Source organism: Streptomyces sp. NPDC006314, assembly GCF_040613075.1.
Taxonomy (GTDB): Bacteria; Actinomycetota; Actinomycetes; order Streptomycetales; family Streptomycetaceae; genus Streptomyces.
Window position 1 is genome coordinate 132,178 of the sequence record NZ_JBEXRL010000012.1, and the last position, 16,353, is coordinate 148,530.

15 protein-coding genes, 1 tRNA gene and 1 riboswitch are annotated in these 16,353 nt (G+C 71.3%); of the genes, 7 read left to right on the top strand and 9 right to left on the bottom strand.

Annotated elements, in window-relative coordinates:
- Positions 1-81: 81 nt before the first annotated feature.
- Together rph and ABZ079_RS22835 are read left to right on the top strand one after the other, a co-directional pair.
- Positions 82-819: a ribonuclease PH gene (gene rph / locus ABZ079_RS22830; protein ID WP_356941272.1), complete on the top strand. Its 738-nt coding sequence runs from the start codon at positions 82-84 to the stop codon at positions 817-819.
- Positions 820-944: 125 nt separating this feature from the next.
- Positions 945-1,349, top strand: a complete 405-nt coding sequence (locus ABZ079_RS22835) for a hypothetical protein (protein ID WP_356941273.1) — start codon at positions 945-947, stop codon at positions 1,347-1,349.
- Between the two features lie 133 nt (positions 1,350-1,482).
- On the opposite strand, the gene ABZ079_RS22840 is transcribed toward ABZ079_RS22835, so the two are convergent.
- The 4 genes from ABZ079_RS22840 to ABZ079_RS22855 are packed head-to-tail and all read right to left on the bottom strand — an operon-like array spanning position 1,483 to position 4,840.
- Positions 1,483-2,223 carry a DUF1707 domain-containing protein gene (locus tag ABZ079_RS22840; RefSeq protein WP_356941274.1) on the bottom strand — a complete coding sequence of 247 codons (741 nt, stop codon included), beginning with the start codon at positions 2,221-2,223 and terminating at the stop codon, positions 1,483-1,485.
- A gap of 9 nt (positions 2,224-2,232) precedes the next feature.
- Positions 2,233-3,222: an ABC transporter ATP-binding protein gene (locus ABZ079_RS22845; protein WP_356941275.1), complete on the bottom strand. Its 990-nt coding sequence runs from the start codon at positions 3,220-3,222 to the stop codon at positions 2,233-2,235.
- Between the two features lie 3 nt (positions 3,223-3,225).
- A complete protein-coding gene (locus tag ABZ079_RS22850; protein WP_356941276.1) occupies positions 3,226-4,047 on the bottom strand; it encodes an ABC transporter permease in 822 nt (273 codons plus the stop codon).
- Positions 4,040-4,840: an ABC-2 family transporter protein gene (locus ABZ079_RS22855; RefSeq protein WP_356941277.1), complete on the bottom strand. Its 801-nt coding sequence runs from the start codon at positions 4,838-4,840 to the stop codon at positions 4,040-4,042. The genes ABZ079_RS22850 and ABZ079_RS22855 overlap by 8 nt, the downstream gene beginning before the upstream one ends.
- Positions 4,841-5,655: 815 nt before the next feature.
- Between ABZ079_RS22855 and ABZ079_RS22860 the strand changes: the two genes are divergently transcribed.
- A complete protein-coding gene (locus tag ABZ079_RS22860) occupies positions 5,656-8,697 on the top strand; it encodes a transglycosylase domain-containing protein (protein ID WP_356941278.1) in 3,042 nt (1,013 codons plus the stop codon).
- 24 nt (positions 8,698-8,721) lie between these two features.
- Here the strand turns inward: ABZ079_RS22860 and ABZ079_RS22865 are convergent, their stop codons facing one another.
- From ABZ079_RS22865 to ABZ079_RS22875, 3 genes are all read right to left on the bottom strand, one after another.
- On the bottom strand, positions 8,722-9,042 hold the full coding sequence (locus ABZ079_RS22865) for a multidrug efflux SMR transporter (protein WP_356941279.1): 321 nt from the start codon (positions 9,040-9,042) through the stop codon (positions 8,722-8,724).
- A gap of 36 nt (positions 9,043-9,078) precedes the next feature.
- A riboswitch (guanidine-III (ykkC-III) riboswitch) is annotated at positions 9,079-9,148 on the bottom strand.
- Between the two features lie 97 nt (positions 9,149-9,245).
- Entirely contained in the window at positions 9,246-9,605 is a 360-nt protein-coding gene (locus tag ABZ079_RS22870) for a co-chaperone GroES (protein ID WP_356941280.1), read from the bottom strand.
- Positions 9,606-9,661: 56 nt separating this feature from the next.
- Positions 9,662-9,991: a DUF3618 domain-containing protein gene (locus ABZ079_RS22875; protein WP_356941281.1), complete on the bottom strand. Its 330-nt coding sequence runs from the start codon at positions 9,989-9,991 to the stop codon at positions 9,662-9,664.
- Positions 9,992-10,084: 93 nt separating this feature from the next.
- On the opposite strand from ABZ079_RS22875, the gene bcp reads away from it, so the two are divergent.
- Together bcp and ABZ079_RS22885 are read left to right on the top strand one after the other, a co-directional pair.
- Positions 10,085-10,552 carry a thioredoxin-dependent thiol peroxidase gene (gene bcp / locus ABZ079_RS22880; protein WP_356941282.1) on the top strand — a complete coding sequence of 156 codons (468 nt, stop codon included), beginning with the start codon at positions 10,085-10,087 and terminating at the stop codon, positions 10,550-10,552.
- Between the two features lie 203 nt (positions 10,553-10,755).
- Positions 10,756-10,830: transfer RNA gene (locus ABZ079_RS22885), tRNA-Leu, on the top strand.
- A gap of 55 nt (positions 10,831-10,885) precedes the next feature.
- Here the strand turns inward: ABZ079_RS22885 and rdgB are convergent.
- Complete coding sequence (gene rdgB, locus ABZ079_RS22890; RefSeq protein WP_356941283.1) at positions 10,886-11,488, bottom strand: RdgB/HAM1 family non-canonical purine NTP pyrophosphatase; 603 nt, start codon at positions 11,486-11,488, stop codon at positions 10,886-10,888.
- 85 nt (positions 11,489-11,573) lie between these two features.
- On the bottom strand, positions 11,574-12,908 hold the full coding sequence (locus ABZ079_RS22895) for an SGNH/GDSL hydrolase family protein (protein WP_356941284.1): 1,335 nt from the start codon (positions 12,906-12,908) through the stop codon (positions 11,574-11,576).
- Between the two features lie 308 nt (positions 12,909-13,216).
- Between ABZ079_RS22895 and ABZ079_RS22900 the strand changes: the two genes are divergently transcribed.
- Together ABZ079_RS22900 and ABZ079_RS22905 are read left to right on the top strand one after the other, a co-directional pair.
- On the top strand, positions 13,217-14,479 hold the full coding sequence (locus ABZ079_RS22900; RefSeq protein ID WP_356941373.1) for a DUF445 domain-containing protein: 1,263 nt from the start codon (positions 13,217-13,219) through the stop codon (positions 14,477-14,479).
- 228 nt (positions 14,480-14,707) lie between these two features.
- Positions 14,708-16,336, top strand: coding sequence for an MFS transporter (locus tag ABZ079_RS22905; RefSeq protein ID WP_356941285.1), 1,629 nt, complete (start codon positions 14,708-14,710; stop codon positions 16,334-16,336).
- Positions 16,337-16,353 lie beyond the last annotated feature (17 nt).

Sequence of the window (16,353 nt, forward strand, 5' to 3'; positions counted from 1 at the left end):
GTGGCCGCCGTGGTTCACCTGTAAGGGGTTCCTCCCGCCGCGGGAGGAGCCCCTTCCGCCACTCCGGATAGGCTCGTCGTCATGTCTCGCATCGACGGCCGTACCCCCGAACAGCTCCGCCCGGTCACCATCGAACGCGGATGGAGCAAGCACGCCGAGGGCTCCGTCCTCGTCTCCTTCGGCGACACCAAGGTCTTCTGCACCGCCTCCGTCACCGAAGGCGTCCCGCGCTGGCGCAAGGGCAGCGGCGAGGGCTGGGTCACCGCCGAGTACGCCATGCTGCCCCGCGCCACCAACACCCGTGGCGACCGCGAGTCCGTCAAGGGCAAGATCGGCGGCCGTACCCACGAGATCTCCCGGCTCATCGGCCGCTCCCTGCGCGCCGTCATCGACTACAAGGCGCTCGGCGAGAACACCATCGTCCTCGACTGCGACGTCCTCCAGGCCGACGGCGGCACCCGCACCGCGGCGATCACCGGCGCCTACGTCGCCCTCGCCGACGCCGTCGCCTGGGCTCAGGGCAGGAAGCTGATCAAGGCCGGCCGGCAGCCGCTGACCGGGACCGTGAGCGCCGTCTCGGTCGGCATCGTCGGCGGAGTGCCCCTGCTCGACCTGTGCTACGAGGAGGACGTGCGCGCCGAGACCGACATGAACGTCGTCTGCACCGGCGACGGCCGCTTCGTCGAGGTCCAGGGCACCGCCGAGGCCGAGCCCTTCGCCCGCGAGGAACTCGACGCCCTGCTCGACCTCGCCGTCACCGGCTGCACCGAGCTGGCCGCCTTCCAGCGCGCGGCCCTGGAAGTCACCCTCGGGAAGTAAAGGGGCGGCCAAGACACCCCGTACGCGCGGGCAACCCGCGAACCCTCCCCGACGTCCTAGGGATACGGGCGCACGGCTTGTCACCGTGCGCCCTGCCAGCCGTACCAGGGGAGGGACCCACCATCATGGCCGCCAGCCGACGCCGACGCCGCGGCGTCACCACCATCGCCGCCGCAGTGGCCGCCGTGGCACTCACCGCCGGCCTCACCACCGGCTGCGACGCCGTGAACAAGGCCCTGGACTGCGTCCAGACCGCCGACTCCATCGCCGACAGCGTCACCGACCTCCAGCAGGCCGTGGAGAACGCCGCGAACGACCCGACGCAGACCGACGCCTCCCTCGACGCCATCGAGAAGAACCTCAGGAAGATCGCCGACAAGACCGACGACACCGACGTCAACAAGGCCGTCGACGACCTGGGCCAGGCCGTCGACAACGTCCGTACGGCGATCAGGAACGGCGACGAGACCCCGGACGTCGGCCCCGTCACCGACGCGGCCGGCGAACTCACCAAGGTCTGCACGGCGTAGGGGCACCCCGTCATCCGCGCCGGCGGCGGAAGCGCCCCGAAAGGGGCGCGGGCCGTATCCCTGTGCGGCCCCGCCGCGCGGGCGCGACCAGCCCCGGTCGGCCCGCAGTCGCCCACGGCGCTCGGCGGAGCGCTCAGTACTCCCCGCTCCGCCGCTCCCGCTCATCCCGGCGCGCCCGGTGCAGCCCGTGCCGGGACTCCCCGCGCTCCAGCCTCTCCTGGCGGCGCTGCTCCTTCAGCCGCTGCCGCTCGGCCCGGGTGACCCTGCGCTCCACCCCGACCCCGCCCCAGAACGCGAACCCGCCGATGACCACCCGCGGGGCGCCCGGCTCGGGCGGGCCGTCGTCCCCGGGGTGCTCGAAGGCGCCCATCACACCGATGCCGCGTACGACGACCTCGACTCCCGGCGGCACGATGACCTGCACCCCGCCCATGATCGCGACACAGTTGATCTCGACCTCGCGGTCCGCGAAGTCCGCCTCCCGCAGGTCGATCTCGCCGCCGCCCATGAAGGCGAAGCAGTTGAACCGCTTCGGCATCGTCCAGCGGCCCTTGCGCTCGAACCCCGACAGGATCGCGATCCCACCGGTCGAGGACCCCTCACCCCAGACGATCCGGCCCGCCCAACCACCGCGCGTCGCCGGGTTCTTGGCGAAGGAGACGGGAGGGGCCGGGGCCGCGGCACCGGCCGTCGGCAGATCGCGGGTGAGCGGCGCCAGCTCGCCGTACGTACGCGCCTTGTACGCCGCCTCCAGCCGCTCCTCGAACTCCTCCATGTCCAGCCGGCCCTCGGCCAGGGCGTCCCGCAGGACCTCGGCCACCCGTTCACGGTCGGCGTCGGACGCCCGGAGGTCCGGGACTGCGTCGTCGGTCATGACAGCAGCCTACGAGACGGCCTTCTCCGCGTACATCTTGGCGATGACGGCCTCGATGTCCGGCTCCCGCACCGACAGGTCCACCAGCGGGTAGCGGGCCGCCAGATGGGCGACCAGCGGCGCCGCCGACTGCCCCGCCGGGAACGCCACCCACTGCCGCGGCCCTTCCACCCTCACCACCCGCGCCGACGGCACCTCCACCGGTGGCAGCTCCCGCTCCAGGTCCACCACCAGCGTCCGTTCGCTCTCCCCGGCCTCGTGCAGCCCCACGAGCGGACCGTCGTACATCAGCCGCCCGTGGTCGATGACCATCACCCGTGAGCACACCTGCTCGATGTCCTGCAGATCGTGCGTGGTCAGCAGCACGGTCGTGGCACGCTCGGCGTTCACCTCCCGCAGAAAGCCCCGCACCTTGGCCTTCGACACGACGTCCAGACCGATCGTCGGCTCGTCCAGGTACAGCACCTCCGGATCGTGCAGCAGCGCCGCCGCGATGTCCCCGCGCATCCGCTGCCCCAGCGACAGCTGCCGCACCGGCACATCCAACAGAGCGCTCAGTTCGAGCAGTTCCACCAGCCGGTCCAGGTTCTCCCGGTAACGGGCGTCCGGGATGCGGTACATGCGGTGCGCCAGCCGGTACGAGTCGATCAGCGGCAGATCCCACCACAGCGTGGTCCGCTGCCCGAACACCACCCCGATCCGGTGCGCCAGCCGCCTCCGCTCCCGCGAGGGATCGATCCCCGCCACCCGCAACCGGCCGGCACTCGGCGTCAGGATGCCGGTGAGCATCTTGATCGTCGTCGACTTCCCGGCACCGTTCGGCCCGATGTAGCCGACCATCTCCCCACGCGCCACGGTGAACGAGAGCGAGTCCACCGCCCGGACCTCGCGCCGCTCCCGCTTGAGGAACCCGGTCTTCCTGCGTACCTCGAAGACCTTCTCGACGTTCTCCAGCGCGATGAAGTCGCTGCCGGACCCGATGAGTTCACCGTCCGTCACCTGCTAGCTCCCTGTGCTCCGATACGAACGAAGTCCCGCCCGCCAGGCCAGCCCCGCCAGCGCACAGCACCCCACCGCCACCAACGGGGGCGCGAACGCCACCCACTGCGGCAGCCCCAGCGGATACGGCCGCTCCAGCACATAGGTCGCGGGCAGCCAGCTGACGAAGGCCAGCGGCAGCACGAACGTCACCCCGCGCACCAGTTCCTCCGCGAACACCGACGGCGGATACTGCAGCAGCGTCGTACCGCCGTAGGTGAAGGCGTTCTGCACCTCCGAGGCGTCCTGCGCCAGGAACTGGAAGGCCGCCCCCGCCACGAAGACCGCGCAGAAGATCCCGCAGCCGCTCACCACCATCACCGGCATCAGCAGCAGTTTCAGCGGCGTCCAGTCGACGTCGAGCCGGGCCACCGCCCAGCCGAGCACCAGCGCGCCCTGCGTCACCCGGCCCAGCCGCCGGAGCGCGAACCGGTCGGCCGCCACCTGCGCCAGCACCGGCGCCGGACGCACCAGCAGCGTGTCCAGCGTCCCGTCCCGCACCCGGCGCCCCAGCCGCTCCATCGACCCGATCACCAGGTCCGCCAGCCCGAACGCGGTACCGGACAGGCCGTACAGGAAGGCCACCTCGGGCAGCGACCAGCCGCCGAGGGCGTCCACCCGGGAGAACATCAGGATGATCGCGACGAAGTCGAAGAAGGTCGCCGCGAAGTTCCCGAACGTGGTCATCACGAACGAGGCGCGGTAGGCCATCGTGGACCGGATCCACATCCCGGCGATCATCCGGTACGCGCGCACGCCCTCCGCCAGCCGGCCGGGCTCACCCACCCTGGACCACCACCCGCCGCGTCGCCGCCGACTGCAGCAGCCGCCCGGCGCCCAGCAGCACGACCGCCCACATCGCCTGGAAGAGATACGTACCGAGCGGATCGGCGTGCCCCAGCAGGATCTCCGCCGGCGCCTGGAGCAGCGAGGACCACGGCAGGGCCCGCACGACCTCGCCGAGCGCCCCCGGGAAGACGTTCAGGGGCAGCAGCATGCCCGAGCAGAAGTACCCGGCGAGCCACGAGATCTGCGTCACGCCCGTACCGTCCAGCAACCAGAACGCGCTGAGCGCCAGCAGGAACCGGATCCCGAACCCGACGAGCATCGCCAGCAGCACGGCGACGAAGAAGGCGGCCCAGGTACCGACGTCGGTGGGCAGGTACACCGGAAAGCACAGGGCGCCGAACACGAACGGCACCAGTCCCCGCCCCAGCAGCTGGAAGAACGCCCGCCCCAGGTCCGCCGCCAGCCACCACAACTGCAGGTCGGCGGGCCGGTACAGGTCGATCGCCACGTCCCCCGTACGGATGCGTTCCATCAACTCGCCCTCGACGCCCCCACCGCCGATCGCGAGTGTCGACAAAAACGCCTGCCCCAGCCACACATAGGTCACGACCTGCGCCTGGTCCCACCCGCCCAGGTGCGGCTTCTCGTCCCACAGCGCGCGATACGTGTAGACGAGGATCAGCCCGAAGACCGTGTTCGTGAACACCCCTGCCGCAGTGGCGGCCCGATACGTCGCGTACCGTCTGAAGCCCCCTACCGCGACGGCCGCGTACAACCGTCCCGCGCCCACGCCAGTCGACCTCCTCGGACGCTCGACACCGAAGCGCAGGAGCCTAGTCCGGAGGTCCGGCGGCCGGCCACGTGTTTTCCGTGCCGGAAGCGTGCCGGAATCCGGGAACGGAACGCCAGGTGCGAGAGTCTTCAATCAGGGGGCGCAGAAGGCGTACGAGGCGTACGGGAACGTACGACGCGAATCAGGAGTCCGTGCACGACATGAGCGACGAGCCGCAGCCGCAGCAGCCGAACGAGGGCGTGGCGCCGGAAAAGCCGCTGCCGGCTGAAGGGCCCGGGAACCCTGGGCGCCGCGAGGAGACGGCCGCCGAGAGGGGCGAGGGGGCGAGGAGAGCCGAGGGGGCCGAGCCGCGGGCAGGGGCCCAGAGCGCCGACGGCGCGGACGCCCGCGGGGGTGACACCCGGGCCACCCGACCGGATGGCCGCCCGGCCCGGGACCGGACGACTGCCATCGCCCGAGCACGCCAGGCAGCCCGCGACGCCCGCACGGACCGCAACGGAACGATGGCCTCCGGGCCGGCCCGGGACGGGGGCGCGGCTTCCGACGGGGCGACGGCTCCGGGCAAGACCTCGGGCGGGGGCACGGCTCCCGGCGGGGCTTCGGGCAAGGTCTCGGGTACGGGCGCGGTCCCCGGTGGTGCTTCGGGCAGGGCTTCGGCTTCCGGTAGGGGTTCCAAGGCCGGCGGGTCTTCGACGGCCGGCGGAGGTGCGGCTTCCCGAGGTGCTTCGGCTTCCGGTAGGGCTTCCGTGGCCGGCGGGCGTCCGGCGTCCGGCGCGGGCTCCGATGGTGCTTCGGCTTCTCGTGGAGCCTCGGTGTCCGGCGGGGCCACGGGCGCCCAGGGCGCCGACGGTGCCGCCAAGCGTCCCGGCGCGGACAAACCGCAGGTCCCGGGGGCGTCGGTCGACTCCGAGAAGCCTCAGTCGGCCGAGAGCACCCAGGTGCTTCGGCGCGTCACGCCGCCGCGGGGAGGCGGGGACAGCCAGGCGTCCGCGCGGCCCGGCGCGCCCGGTCGTCAGGCCCAGCCGGGCAAGGCGGGCGGGCCGGCCCAGGGCGCCGGTGAGACGGGCGCGCCCGAGAGCACGCAGGTCCTCCGGCGCGTCAGCGCGCCGCGCGCGGGCGAGCCGGGCGGTCCCGGCGAGGCGGCCGCGGCCTCCCCGGCGGCGGGGTCGGGCACCACCGGCCGCAAGCCCCGGACGACCGTTCCCCGGCCGGGCGGCCCGAACCGTGCCGCGAAGGCCGCCGGAGCCGCCGGTGCTGCCCGTGTGGCGGGCGCCGCAGGAGCCACTGCTGCCGGCGGGGCGGCCGGTGTTGGTTCCGCCGCTGCTCAGGCCGCCTCTGCCGGGGCCGTAGGCGCGGTCGGCGCGAGCGGCCGTACCGGGTCCGGGGCCAAGGCGGCCCAGCGGAGCTCCGAGCCGGCCACCCGGCAGGACACCACCGCACTCGCCTCCGCCTCGGACGGCTCGAACCCCGGAGGAGGAGGGAAGGGCAAGAAGGCCAAGCGGCCCAAGCGCACCGGCTGGCGGCGGATCATCCCCACCTGGCGCATGGTGCTCGGCACCTTCGTGATCGGGATACTCCTGATCATCGGCCTGTTCTTCATCGGCTACTCGATGGTCAAGATCCCGCCGGCCAACGCCCTCGCGACCAAGCAGAGCAACGTCTACCTCTACGCCGACGGCTCCCAGCTCGCCCGCGACACCCGCGACAGCCAGATCAACCGGGAGAACGTCAGCCTCGCCGATGTCTCCAAGGACGCTCAGCACGCCATCCTGGCCGCCGAAGACCGCGACTTCTACACCGAATCCGCCGTCGACCCGAAGGCCATGCTACGCGCCGCCTGGAACACGGTTACCGGCAAGGGCAAGCAGTCCGGCTCCACGATCACCCAGCAGTACGTGAAGAACTATTACCTCGCCCAGGAACAGACGGTCACCCGCAAGGCCAGGGAGTTCTTCATCTCGATCAAGCTGGACCGCCAGAAGTCCAAGGACGAGATCTTTGAGGGCTACCTCAACACCAGCTACTTCGGCCGCAACGCCTACGGCATCCAGGCCGCTGCCCAGGCCTACTACAGCAGGGACGCCCAGGACCTCGACCCGGCCCGCGCCGCCTACCTCGCCGCGCTCGTCAACGCGCCCAGCGAGTACGACGTCGTCGCCCACCCCGAGAACAAGGCCGTGGCCGTCGCCCGCTGGAACTACGTCCTGGACGGCATGGTGAAGAAGGGCTGGCTCAGCGAGTCCAGGCGCGCCGGCATGAAGTTCCCGATGCCAAAGGAGCAGACGCTCTCCACCGGCATGTCCGGCCAGCGCGGTTACCTCGTGGACGCCGTCAAGCACTACCTGGTCGCGAACCACATCCTCGACTCCGACCAGCTCGAAGCCGGCGGCTACCGCATCACCACCACCATCCAGAAGGACAAGCAGGACGCCTTCGTCAAGGCGGTGAACGACCAGCTGATCTCCAAGCTGGACAAGAAGAACCGCAAGGCCGACAACTACGTCCGGGCCGGCGGCGCCTCCATCGACCCCAAGACCGGCGAGGTCGTCGCGATGTACGGCGGCATCGACTACGTGAAGCAGTACACCAACGGCGCGACCCGCGGTGACTACCAGGTCGGCTCCACGTTCAAGCCGTTCGTGTTCACCTCCGCGGTGCAGAACGGCTCGGCCACCCAGGACGGCCGGACCATCACGCCGAACACCGTCTACGACGGCACCAACCAGCGGCCCGTCCAGGGCTGGACCGGCGGCGCCTACGCCCCGGAGAACGAGGACCAGAAGTCGTACGGGCCGATCACCGTCCGCAAGGCCACCGACCTGTCGGTGAACTCCGTCTACGCGCAGATGGCCGTCGACGTCGGTCCCTCCAAGGTCAAGCAGACCGCGGTCGACCTGGGCATCCCCTCCGGCACCCGGGACCTCTACCCGTCCCCGTCGATCGCGCTCGGCACCGCCAACGCCAGCGTCCTCGACATGACCGAGGCGTACGCGACGCTCGCCAACCACGGCAGGCACGGCACCTACACGATGATCGAGAAGATCACCAAGGGCGGCACGGAGGGAATCAAGCTCCCCCACGAGCCGGTCAAGCAGGCCGTCAGCCGTGAGGCCGCCGACACCACCACCTCCGTGCTGCGGAGCGTCGTCGACAACGGCACCGCCACGGCCGCGCAGGCCGCGGGGCGCCCGGCGGCCGGCAAGACCGGTACCGCCGAGAGCGACAAGGCCGCCTGGTTCGCGGGCTACACCCCCGACCTGGCCACGGTGGTCGCCGTCATGGGCCAGGACCCGGTCACCGCGGCACAGAAGCCGCTGTACTACACCCTCGGCCAGCCCCGCATGAACGGCGGTGGCCCGCCCACCCAGATCTGGGCCCAGTACACGCGCGCGGCGCTGGAGGGCAAGCCGGCCGCCGCCTTCGACCTCCAGCTCCAGCAGGGCGCCGACCGGATCCAGGAGCCCCCCTCCACCGGCACGGCCCAGCCCGGCACGGGCGGTCAGGACAACGGCGGCACCACCTCCGGCGGTCAGGACGACGGCGGGGCGACCGCCACCCCCACCGCCGGCGGTACCACGACGGACGGCGGTACCACGACCGACGGCGGCCCGACGACCGACGGCGGAACCACCTCCGACGGTGGGACCACCACCGACGGCGGTACCACCACCGACGGCGGCCCGACGACCGACGGCGGAACCACGACCGGCGGAGACACGGACACCGGAGGCGATACCACCGAGGGCGGCACGACCGGCGGGGGCACGACGACCGGTGGCGGCACGCCAGGCGGAGGCACCGACGACGGCGGCACCAGTACCGGCACCGTCGAAGGCACCGGCGGCCCGCAGTAGCCGGCAGCAGACGGCAGTGAGACGTCAGTGACCGCTGGTCGCCTTCAGCCCCACCACGGCGACCAGCAGCAGACACACGAAGAACACCCGGGCGGCGGTGACCGGCTCACCCAGCGCGACCATGCCGAGCACCGCCGCACCGGCCGCCCCGATGCCCACCCAGACGCCGTAGGCGGTACCGATGGGCAGAGACTTCGCGGCGGAGGACAGCAGCACCATGCTCGCGACGATGCCGGCACCGGTGAACAGACTCGGGACCAGCCGGGTGAAACCCTCGCTGTACTTCATCCCGATCGACCAGCCGACTTCCAGCAGACCGGCGACGACGAGCAGAACCCAGGCCATGACAGGCACCTCCGGGACGGAACGGCGACTCTTCTCGGTGCGTCGTCTTTGCCTTCGACCCGGTACGGCGCGTCTCGTCGGGCTTTCGAACATAGCAAAAGAACGCCGAAGAGGACCGGTGACGGTGGTCACCGGCCCTCTTCGGCATCGAATCAGAGGTGGATCGGAGAGAGGCCGGGGAACGAGAGGCCCTCGGACAGAAATCAGAGATACAGCCCCGTGGAGTCCTGCGACCCCTCGAAACGGTCCGCGGCGACCGCGTGCAGATCACGCTCACGCATGAGCACGTACGCCACGCCCCGCACCTCGACCTCGGCCCGGTCCTCCGGGTCGAACAGGACGCGATCGCCCGGCTCCACGGTCCGGACGTTCTGGCCGACCGCGACGACCTCGGCCCACGCCAGCCGCCGCCCGACCGCCGCGGTGGCGGGAATCAGGATGCCCCCACCCGACCGCCGCTCACCCTCACCGGTCTCCTGCTTGACCAGAACGCGGTCGTGCAGCATCCGGATGGGCAGCTTGTCGTGATGGGAGGTGCTGTTCTCGTTTCTGTTGGCGCTCACACCCTTGAACCTACCTGCCTTCGTCCCGCCTGTACGTGCCCGGGTCGCCGCCCGGCTCAGTCCTTGCGCCGCCGGGACCCCAGGGCGAGCAGCCCCACGACCCCCACGACGACCAGCGCGACCGGAACGACCCGCTCCAGCCGGGGCGCGCCCTCCTCGTCCACGAACCGCGCCCGCACCTCGGTCACGGCTCGATTGACCTGCACATACGCTCGCCCCACGGTGTGATCGATGTTCGCGACCACCTTGGCCTTCGTGTCCCCGACGATCGTCTTGGGGTGCACCCGCACCCCGATCTCGTCGAGCGTCTCGGCCAGCACTTCACGGCGGCGCCTGATGTCCGCCTCGATCTGCGCCGGGGTTCTGGTGTCCGACGTGTCCGCCACCGTACGGCCTCCGAAGTCTCCTGATGCTGTTCCGGACAGTCTGTCAGCTCATGGCCGCACCGCACCGCAAGGCCCCCCGGTTACGCTGGCCCGATGAGCGAGCGACTCCAGCCGGGGGATATGGCCCCCGCCTTCACCCTCCCCGACGCCGACGGCAACGAGGTCTCCCTGTCGGACCACAAGGGCCGCAAGGTCATCGTCTACTTCTACCCCGCCGCCCTCACTCCAGGCTGCACCAAGCAGGCCTGCGACTTCACGGACAGCCTCTCCCTGCTGGCCGGCGCCGGCTACGAGGTCATCGGCATCTCCCCGGACAAGCCGGAGAAGCTCGCGAAGTTCCGCGAGAAGGAGTCCCTGAAGGTCACCCTGCTCGCCGACCCCGACAAGAAGGTCCTGGAGGCGTACGGCGCCTTCGGTGAGAAGAAGCTCTACGGCAAGACGGTCGTCGGCGTCATCCGCTCGACGGTGATCGTGGACGAGGACGGCAAGGTCGAACGCGCCCTCTACAACGTCAAGGCCACCGGCCATGTGGCCAAGATCATCAAGGATCTGGGCATCTGAGTCCCCGAGGGGACTCTCCGCCGCCTGGCGGCCCGCACCGGGACGACCCCGATGCGGGCCGTTCCCCGTTCCGGAATTCCGTGCGGGGGCTCGATGGCTCAAGGGGGCGATCGCTGTGCCCGAACTGCCCCGCGCTCATCAGTACATGGTGCAGAGGAGGTCGACGAGCGCCGCGTATGGACCAGTAGAGTATGCACGGCTGAGGGCCCGTACCCCAGCTGGCAAGAGGGCGCCGGTTTAGGTCCGGTGTGTCGTGGGTTCGAGTCCCACCGGGCCCACCCGGAAAGTGGCCCCGCATCTCGGATCCAAGGGTGCGGGGCCGTCCCGTAACGCTCAGCCGAGCAGTTCCCGCACCACCGGTACCAGCGCCCGGAACGCCTTCCCCCGGTGGCTGATCGCGTTCTTCTCCTCCGGGGTCAGTTCGGCGCACGTGCGGGTCCCGCCCTCCGGCTGGAGGATCGGGTCGTAGCCGAAGCCGTTCGTGCCGGCGGGCTCGTGGCGCAGGACCCCTTGGAGCCGGCCCTCCACCACCCGTTCCGTGCCGTCAGGCAGGGCCAGGGCGGCCGCGCACGCGAAGTGGGCGCCGCGGTGTTCCTCCGCGATGTCGGAGAGCTGGGCGAGGAGCAGGTCGAGATTGGCCTTGTCGTCGCCGTGCCGGCCGGCCCAGCGGGCGGAGAAGATGCCGGGGGCGCCGTTCAGGACGTCGACGCAGAGACCGGAGTCGTCGGCGACCGCCGGGAGGCCCGTCGCCCGGGCGAGTGCGTGGGCCTTCAGGAGGGCGTTCTCGGCGAAGGTGACGCCGGTCTCCCTGACGTCGGGGACGTCGGGGTAGGCGTCGGCACCGATCAGCTCGTGCGGCAGGCCTGCCTCGGCGAGGATCGCCCTCAGTTCGGTGATCTTTCCGGCGTTGCGGGTGGCGAGGATCAAGCGGGTCATGCGGCCAGTATTCCTGGCCGCCGGGGGCCGGGGGTTTCCGGCCGCCCGTCCCGGCGGTTCCTGGCGGGCCCGGAGCCCGCGTGGGCTACAGCCGAGCCTGACCCGCGCCCTCGAGCGTGCTCAGGTCGAAGATCGCGGCCATCTTGGCGTAGCCCAGGTCGCTGGGGTGCAGATGGTCGCCGGAGTCGTACTCGGGGCGCAGACGGCGAGGGTCGTGGGGGTCGCGGAGCGCCTTGTCGAAGTCGGCGACCGCGTCGTACACGCGGCCGGCCCGGATCTGCGCGTTGACCTGCTGCCGTACCGCCTCGCGGGCCGGGGTCCAGCCGCGGTGGCCCTCGAAGGGCATCAGGGTGGCGCCGACGGCCCTCAGGCCGCGGGCGTGGGCCTGGCGGACGAGGGTGCGCAGGCCGCCGGTGATGCGATTCGGGTCGGCGAGCCTGGGGTTGCGCAGGATGTCGTTGATGCCGAGGTCGATGATGACGACCTTGGCGTTGGTGCGGGAGAGCGCGTCGCGGCCGAAGCGGCCGAGGCCGCTCTGGTTCTCGGCGGGCCGGCCGAGGCCGTCGGCGAGGACCTGGTTGCCGCTGATGCCCTCGTTCACGACGCTGTAGCGCGGCAGCCGCTGCCCGCTTTCGAGGGCGCCGCGCAGCCGGCCGGTGAGGATGTCCGGCCAGCGGCGGTTGGCACCGATGGTGGAGGTGACGCCGTCGGTGAGGGAGTCGCCGAAGGCGACGACGGTGCCGTCGGCCTCGTTGCTGAGGACGTCCAGGGCCGTCAGATAGCGCCAGTACAGGGTGTGTTGGGTGTACGGGGCGCCGGTGGAGTCCTCGGTGCGGTCACCGGCGGCGACGTAGGAGACCTGCCGTGCGCGCGGGTGGTAGGTGACCGGGCCGGACGGGGTGGGGGAGTAGGTGGTGACCAGTACGTCGCTGTCGCGCGGAACGGCCACGCGTACGGCGTCACTGACGGCCTGTCCGCCGGCGGGGATGACGACGCCGGTGCTGCCGTCGAAGGTGAGGCGCCGCATCGTTCTCGCGTCGGCGGCGGCGGTGCCGTCGCCCGCCGAGAGGGCGAGGGAGGCGTGTGTGATGGTCAGCGGTGACTGGCCGTAGAGATTGGACAGTGTGATGCGGGCACTCGTACCGCCGGTGCCGGCGTGGACGACGTTGCGGACCGAGCGGCCCGCCATGCCGTCGGCCTCGGTGCCGGGCTCGCCGCCGACGGGGGCGGTGGACCAGGAGCCGACCCAGGTGCCGGTGGAGGCGGGTGCGGCGGAGGACTCGCGGTGGGGGCGGTTGTCGGCGAGGTTGCCGCGGGGGGTGCCGTCGTCGGCCGCCACGGTGGCGTAGAGGGCGACGGACAGTGCGATGACGAGTGCGGCGAGCGTGCCCAGCACCGCATAACCATGACGCTTGGTCACGCTGGTTGTGTTCTCCTCGGGAGATGGGAGCCCGAGGCTCCGATCCGATGAGCCCATGATGCGTCATGGGCTTGGGGGGCCTGACAGGGCCCTGCCCAAAAACCCCCTTCCAGACAGACGCCGGGAACTCGCGTTCTGTTCCAGGAGTCGGTCAGGAAGGGACAATTGTGTGCGGGATCACCGAACGGGTGGAGCTGATGGAACCTACCGAGACGGGAACACCGGGGACGGGAACACCGGAGACGGGAGTACCGGGGACGGCAGCACCGGGGAGGGGAGCACCGGCGCGGGTGACGTCGTACCGGACCATGACGGCGTTCACCCCGGCGGACGAGGAGCGCCAGGCCGGCGTGCGGCGCATGAAGCTCACGGCGACCGGGATGCTGCTGTTCGTGGCGGTGGTCTACGTCCTGGCCCAGCTGGCCGCCCACGAGGGCGCCGGGGCGTGGGCGGGCTATGTGGCCGCGGCCGCCGAGGCGGGCATGGTGGGCGCGCTGGCGGACTGGTTCGCGGTCACGGCGCTCTTCCGGCACCCGCTGGGACTGCCCATCCCGCACACCGCGATCATCCCCACCAAGAAGGACCAGCTGGGTGTCTCGCTGGGCGAGTTCGTCGGGGAGAACTTCCTGTCCCAGGACGTCGTGCGGCAGCGGCTGCGCGCGGTCGGCATCGGCAGCCGGCTCGGCGCCTGGCTGGCGGAGCCGGAGCACGCGGACCGGGTGACGGCGGAGCTGGCGACCGCGCTGCGGGGCGCGCTGACGGTGCTGCGGGACTCCGATGTCCAGGCGGTCGTCGGCGAGGCGATCACACGGCGTGCGGACGCGCAGGAGATCGCACCGGGCATCGGCAAGATGCTGGAGAAGGTCGTCGCCGACGGCGGGCACAAGCGGGTGGTGGACCTGGTGGTGGCCCGCGCGCACGACTGGCTGGTGCTGCACCGGGGTGACGTGATGGTCGCCGTGGAGGGTGGCGCGCCCGGCTGGACTCCGCGGTTCGTCGACAAGAAGGTCGGCGAGCGGGTCTACAAGGAACTGCTGCGGTTCGTCACCGAGATGCGGGACATGCCCTCCCATCCGGCGCGCGGGGCACTGGACCGGTTCCTCACGGACTTCGCCTCCGACCTGCAGTCGGACACGGACACGCGGGCGCGGGTGGAGCGGCTCAAGGGCGAGGTGCTGGGCCGGGGGGAGGTGCAGGACCTGATCGCGTCCGCGTGGACGGCCGTACGGTCCATGATCGTGACGGCTGCGGAGGACGAGCACAGCGAGCTGCGCCAGCGGGTGCGGGCCGCGCTGCTGTCCTTGGGCGCGCGGATGGCGACCGAGCCGAAGGTGCAGGAGAAGGTCGACAGCTGGGTGGAGGGCGCGGCGGTGCACGTCGTGACGACCTACCGCAACGAGATCACCTCCCTGATCACCGACACGGTGGCGGGCTGGGACGCCGAGCACACGACACGCAAGATCGAGGCGCACATTGGCCGTGACCTGCAGTTCATCCGGATCAACGGCACGGTGGTGGGATCCCTGGCGGGGCTGCTGATCTACGCGGTGTCGCGGATGGTGGGAGCGTGAGCGCCGGGCGGTACCGCGTGCCCCGCCTGTGCCGGGTGTGCAGCCCGTGCCATGTGTGCCGCCGGTGCCGTGCAGGCCGCGGTGTGCTCCAGTTGGGCCGCTGAGCCCGGTCGCGGCGCCGGGGCGGCTCCGGATGCGTTGCCCGGTGGGCCTGAATCCGCAGGACAGGGGCACCCGTCTTGCCGTCCCTCGCCCATGAGGGGACGTCCTTCGACGAGGAGGGAGCCCATGACCGCAGCCGAGGCACCAGCTCCGGAGACCGGCCGGACCATCACCACGAGTATCCCCGCCCGGCTCGACCGCCTGCCCTGGTCCCGCTGGCACTGGACGATCGTGATCGGCCTGGGCACCGTGTGGATCCTCGACGGCCTGGAGGTCACGGTCGTCGGCAACATCGCGAGCCGGCTCGCCGAGCCGGGCAGCGGTCTGTCGATCACCTCCGGGCAGATCACCGGTATCGCGGCCGCGCTGTATGTGGCGGGTGCGTGCGTGGGCGCCCTGTTCTGGGGCCGCCTCACGGACCGTTTCGGCCGTAAGAACCTCTTCATGATCACCCTGGCGGTGTATCTGGCGGCGACCGCCCTGACGGCCGTGTCCTGGGAAGCCTGGTGGTTCTTCCTGTTCCGCTTTCTGACCGGTTTCGGCATCGGCGGTGAGTACGCGGCGATCAACTCCGCGATCGACGAGCTGATCCCCGCGGACTACCGCGGCCGGGTGGACCTGATCATCAACGGCAGCTTCTGGCTGGGCGCGGTCGGCGGGTCGCTGCTGTCGATCGTCGCACTCGACACCGACCTGCTGGCCGCGAACGTCGGCTGGCGGCTGACCTTCGCCCTGGGCACCGTCCTGGCCCTGGTCATCCTGCTCGTACGACGGCACGTCCCGGAGAGCCCGCGCTGGCTGCTGATCCACGGCCGGGACCGGGAGGCGGAGGAGATCGTCTCCGGCATCGAGCGCCGGATCGAGGCGGAGAAGGGCGAGCCGCTTCCCGATCCGCAGGGCGAGCTGGAGATCCACCAACGCGAGAACGTGACCTTCATCGAGATCGCCGGCACAATCTTCGGCCAGTACCGCAAGCGCGCGGTGCTCGGCTTCTCCCTCTTCATCGGCCAGGCGTTCCTGTACAACGCGATCACCTTCGGCTTCGGCGCGATCCTGACCAAGTTCTTCGACGTGCCGGCCGACCACACCGGCTACTACTTCGCGGTGATCGCCGTCGGTAACTTCTGCGGTCCGCTGCTGCTGGGCAAGCTGTTCGACACGGTCGGCCGCCGGGTGATGATCTCCTCGACGTACCTGCTCTCCGGCCTGTTGCTGTTCGGCACGGCCTGGCTGTTCGACCGTGGTTCGCTGAGCGCGGGCACACTGACCGCCTGCTGGTGCGCGGTGCTGTTCTTCGCGTCGGCGGGTGCCTCCAGCGCCTATCTGACGGTGTCGGAGATCTTCCCGATGGAGACGCGGGCGATGTCCATCGCCTTCTTCTACGCCCTCGGCACCGCGGCCGGCGGCATCAGCGGCCCGCTGCTGTTCGCCGACCTCACGGGTACGGGCAAGGTCGGTGACACGGTCCTCGCCTTCTCGATCGGCGCCGCTCTGATGTGTGCGGCGGGCCTGGTCGCGGCGGCCCTGGCGGTACCGGCCGAGCGCCGTTCCCTGGAGGACATCGCCCGCCCGCTGACGGCGGCGGCGAGCCTAGCCAAGGCGTCGGCGAAGGGCGCCCGGCCGTCCAGCCGGACCCCGGGCACGGGCGCAGGAACGGGCACAGGAGCGGCCACGGGCACGGGCGCAGGAACGGGCACAGGAGCGGCCACGGGCACGCAGGGGCCGCCGGTACCGCCGGCGGCCAGCACGCCGTGACCGTCACACGCCTGACC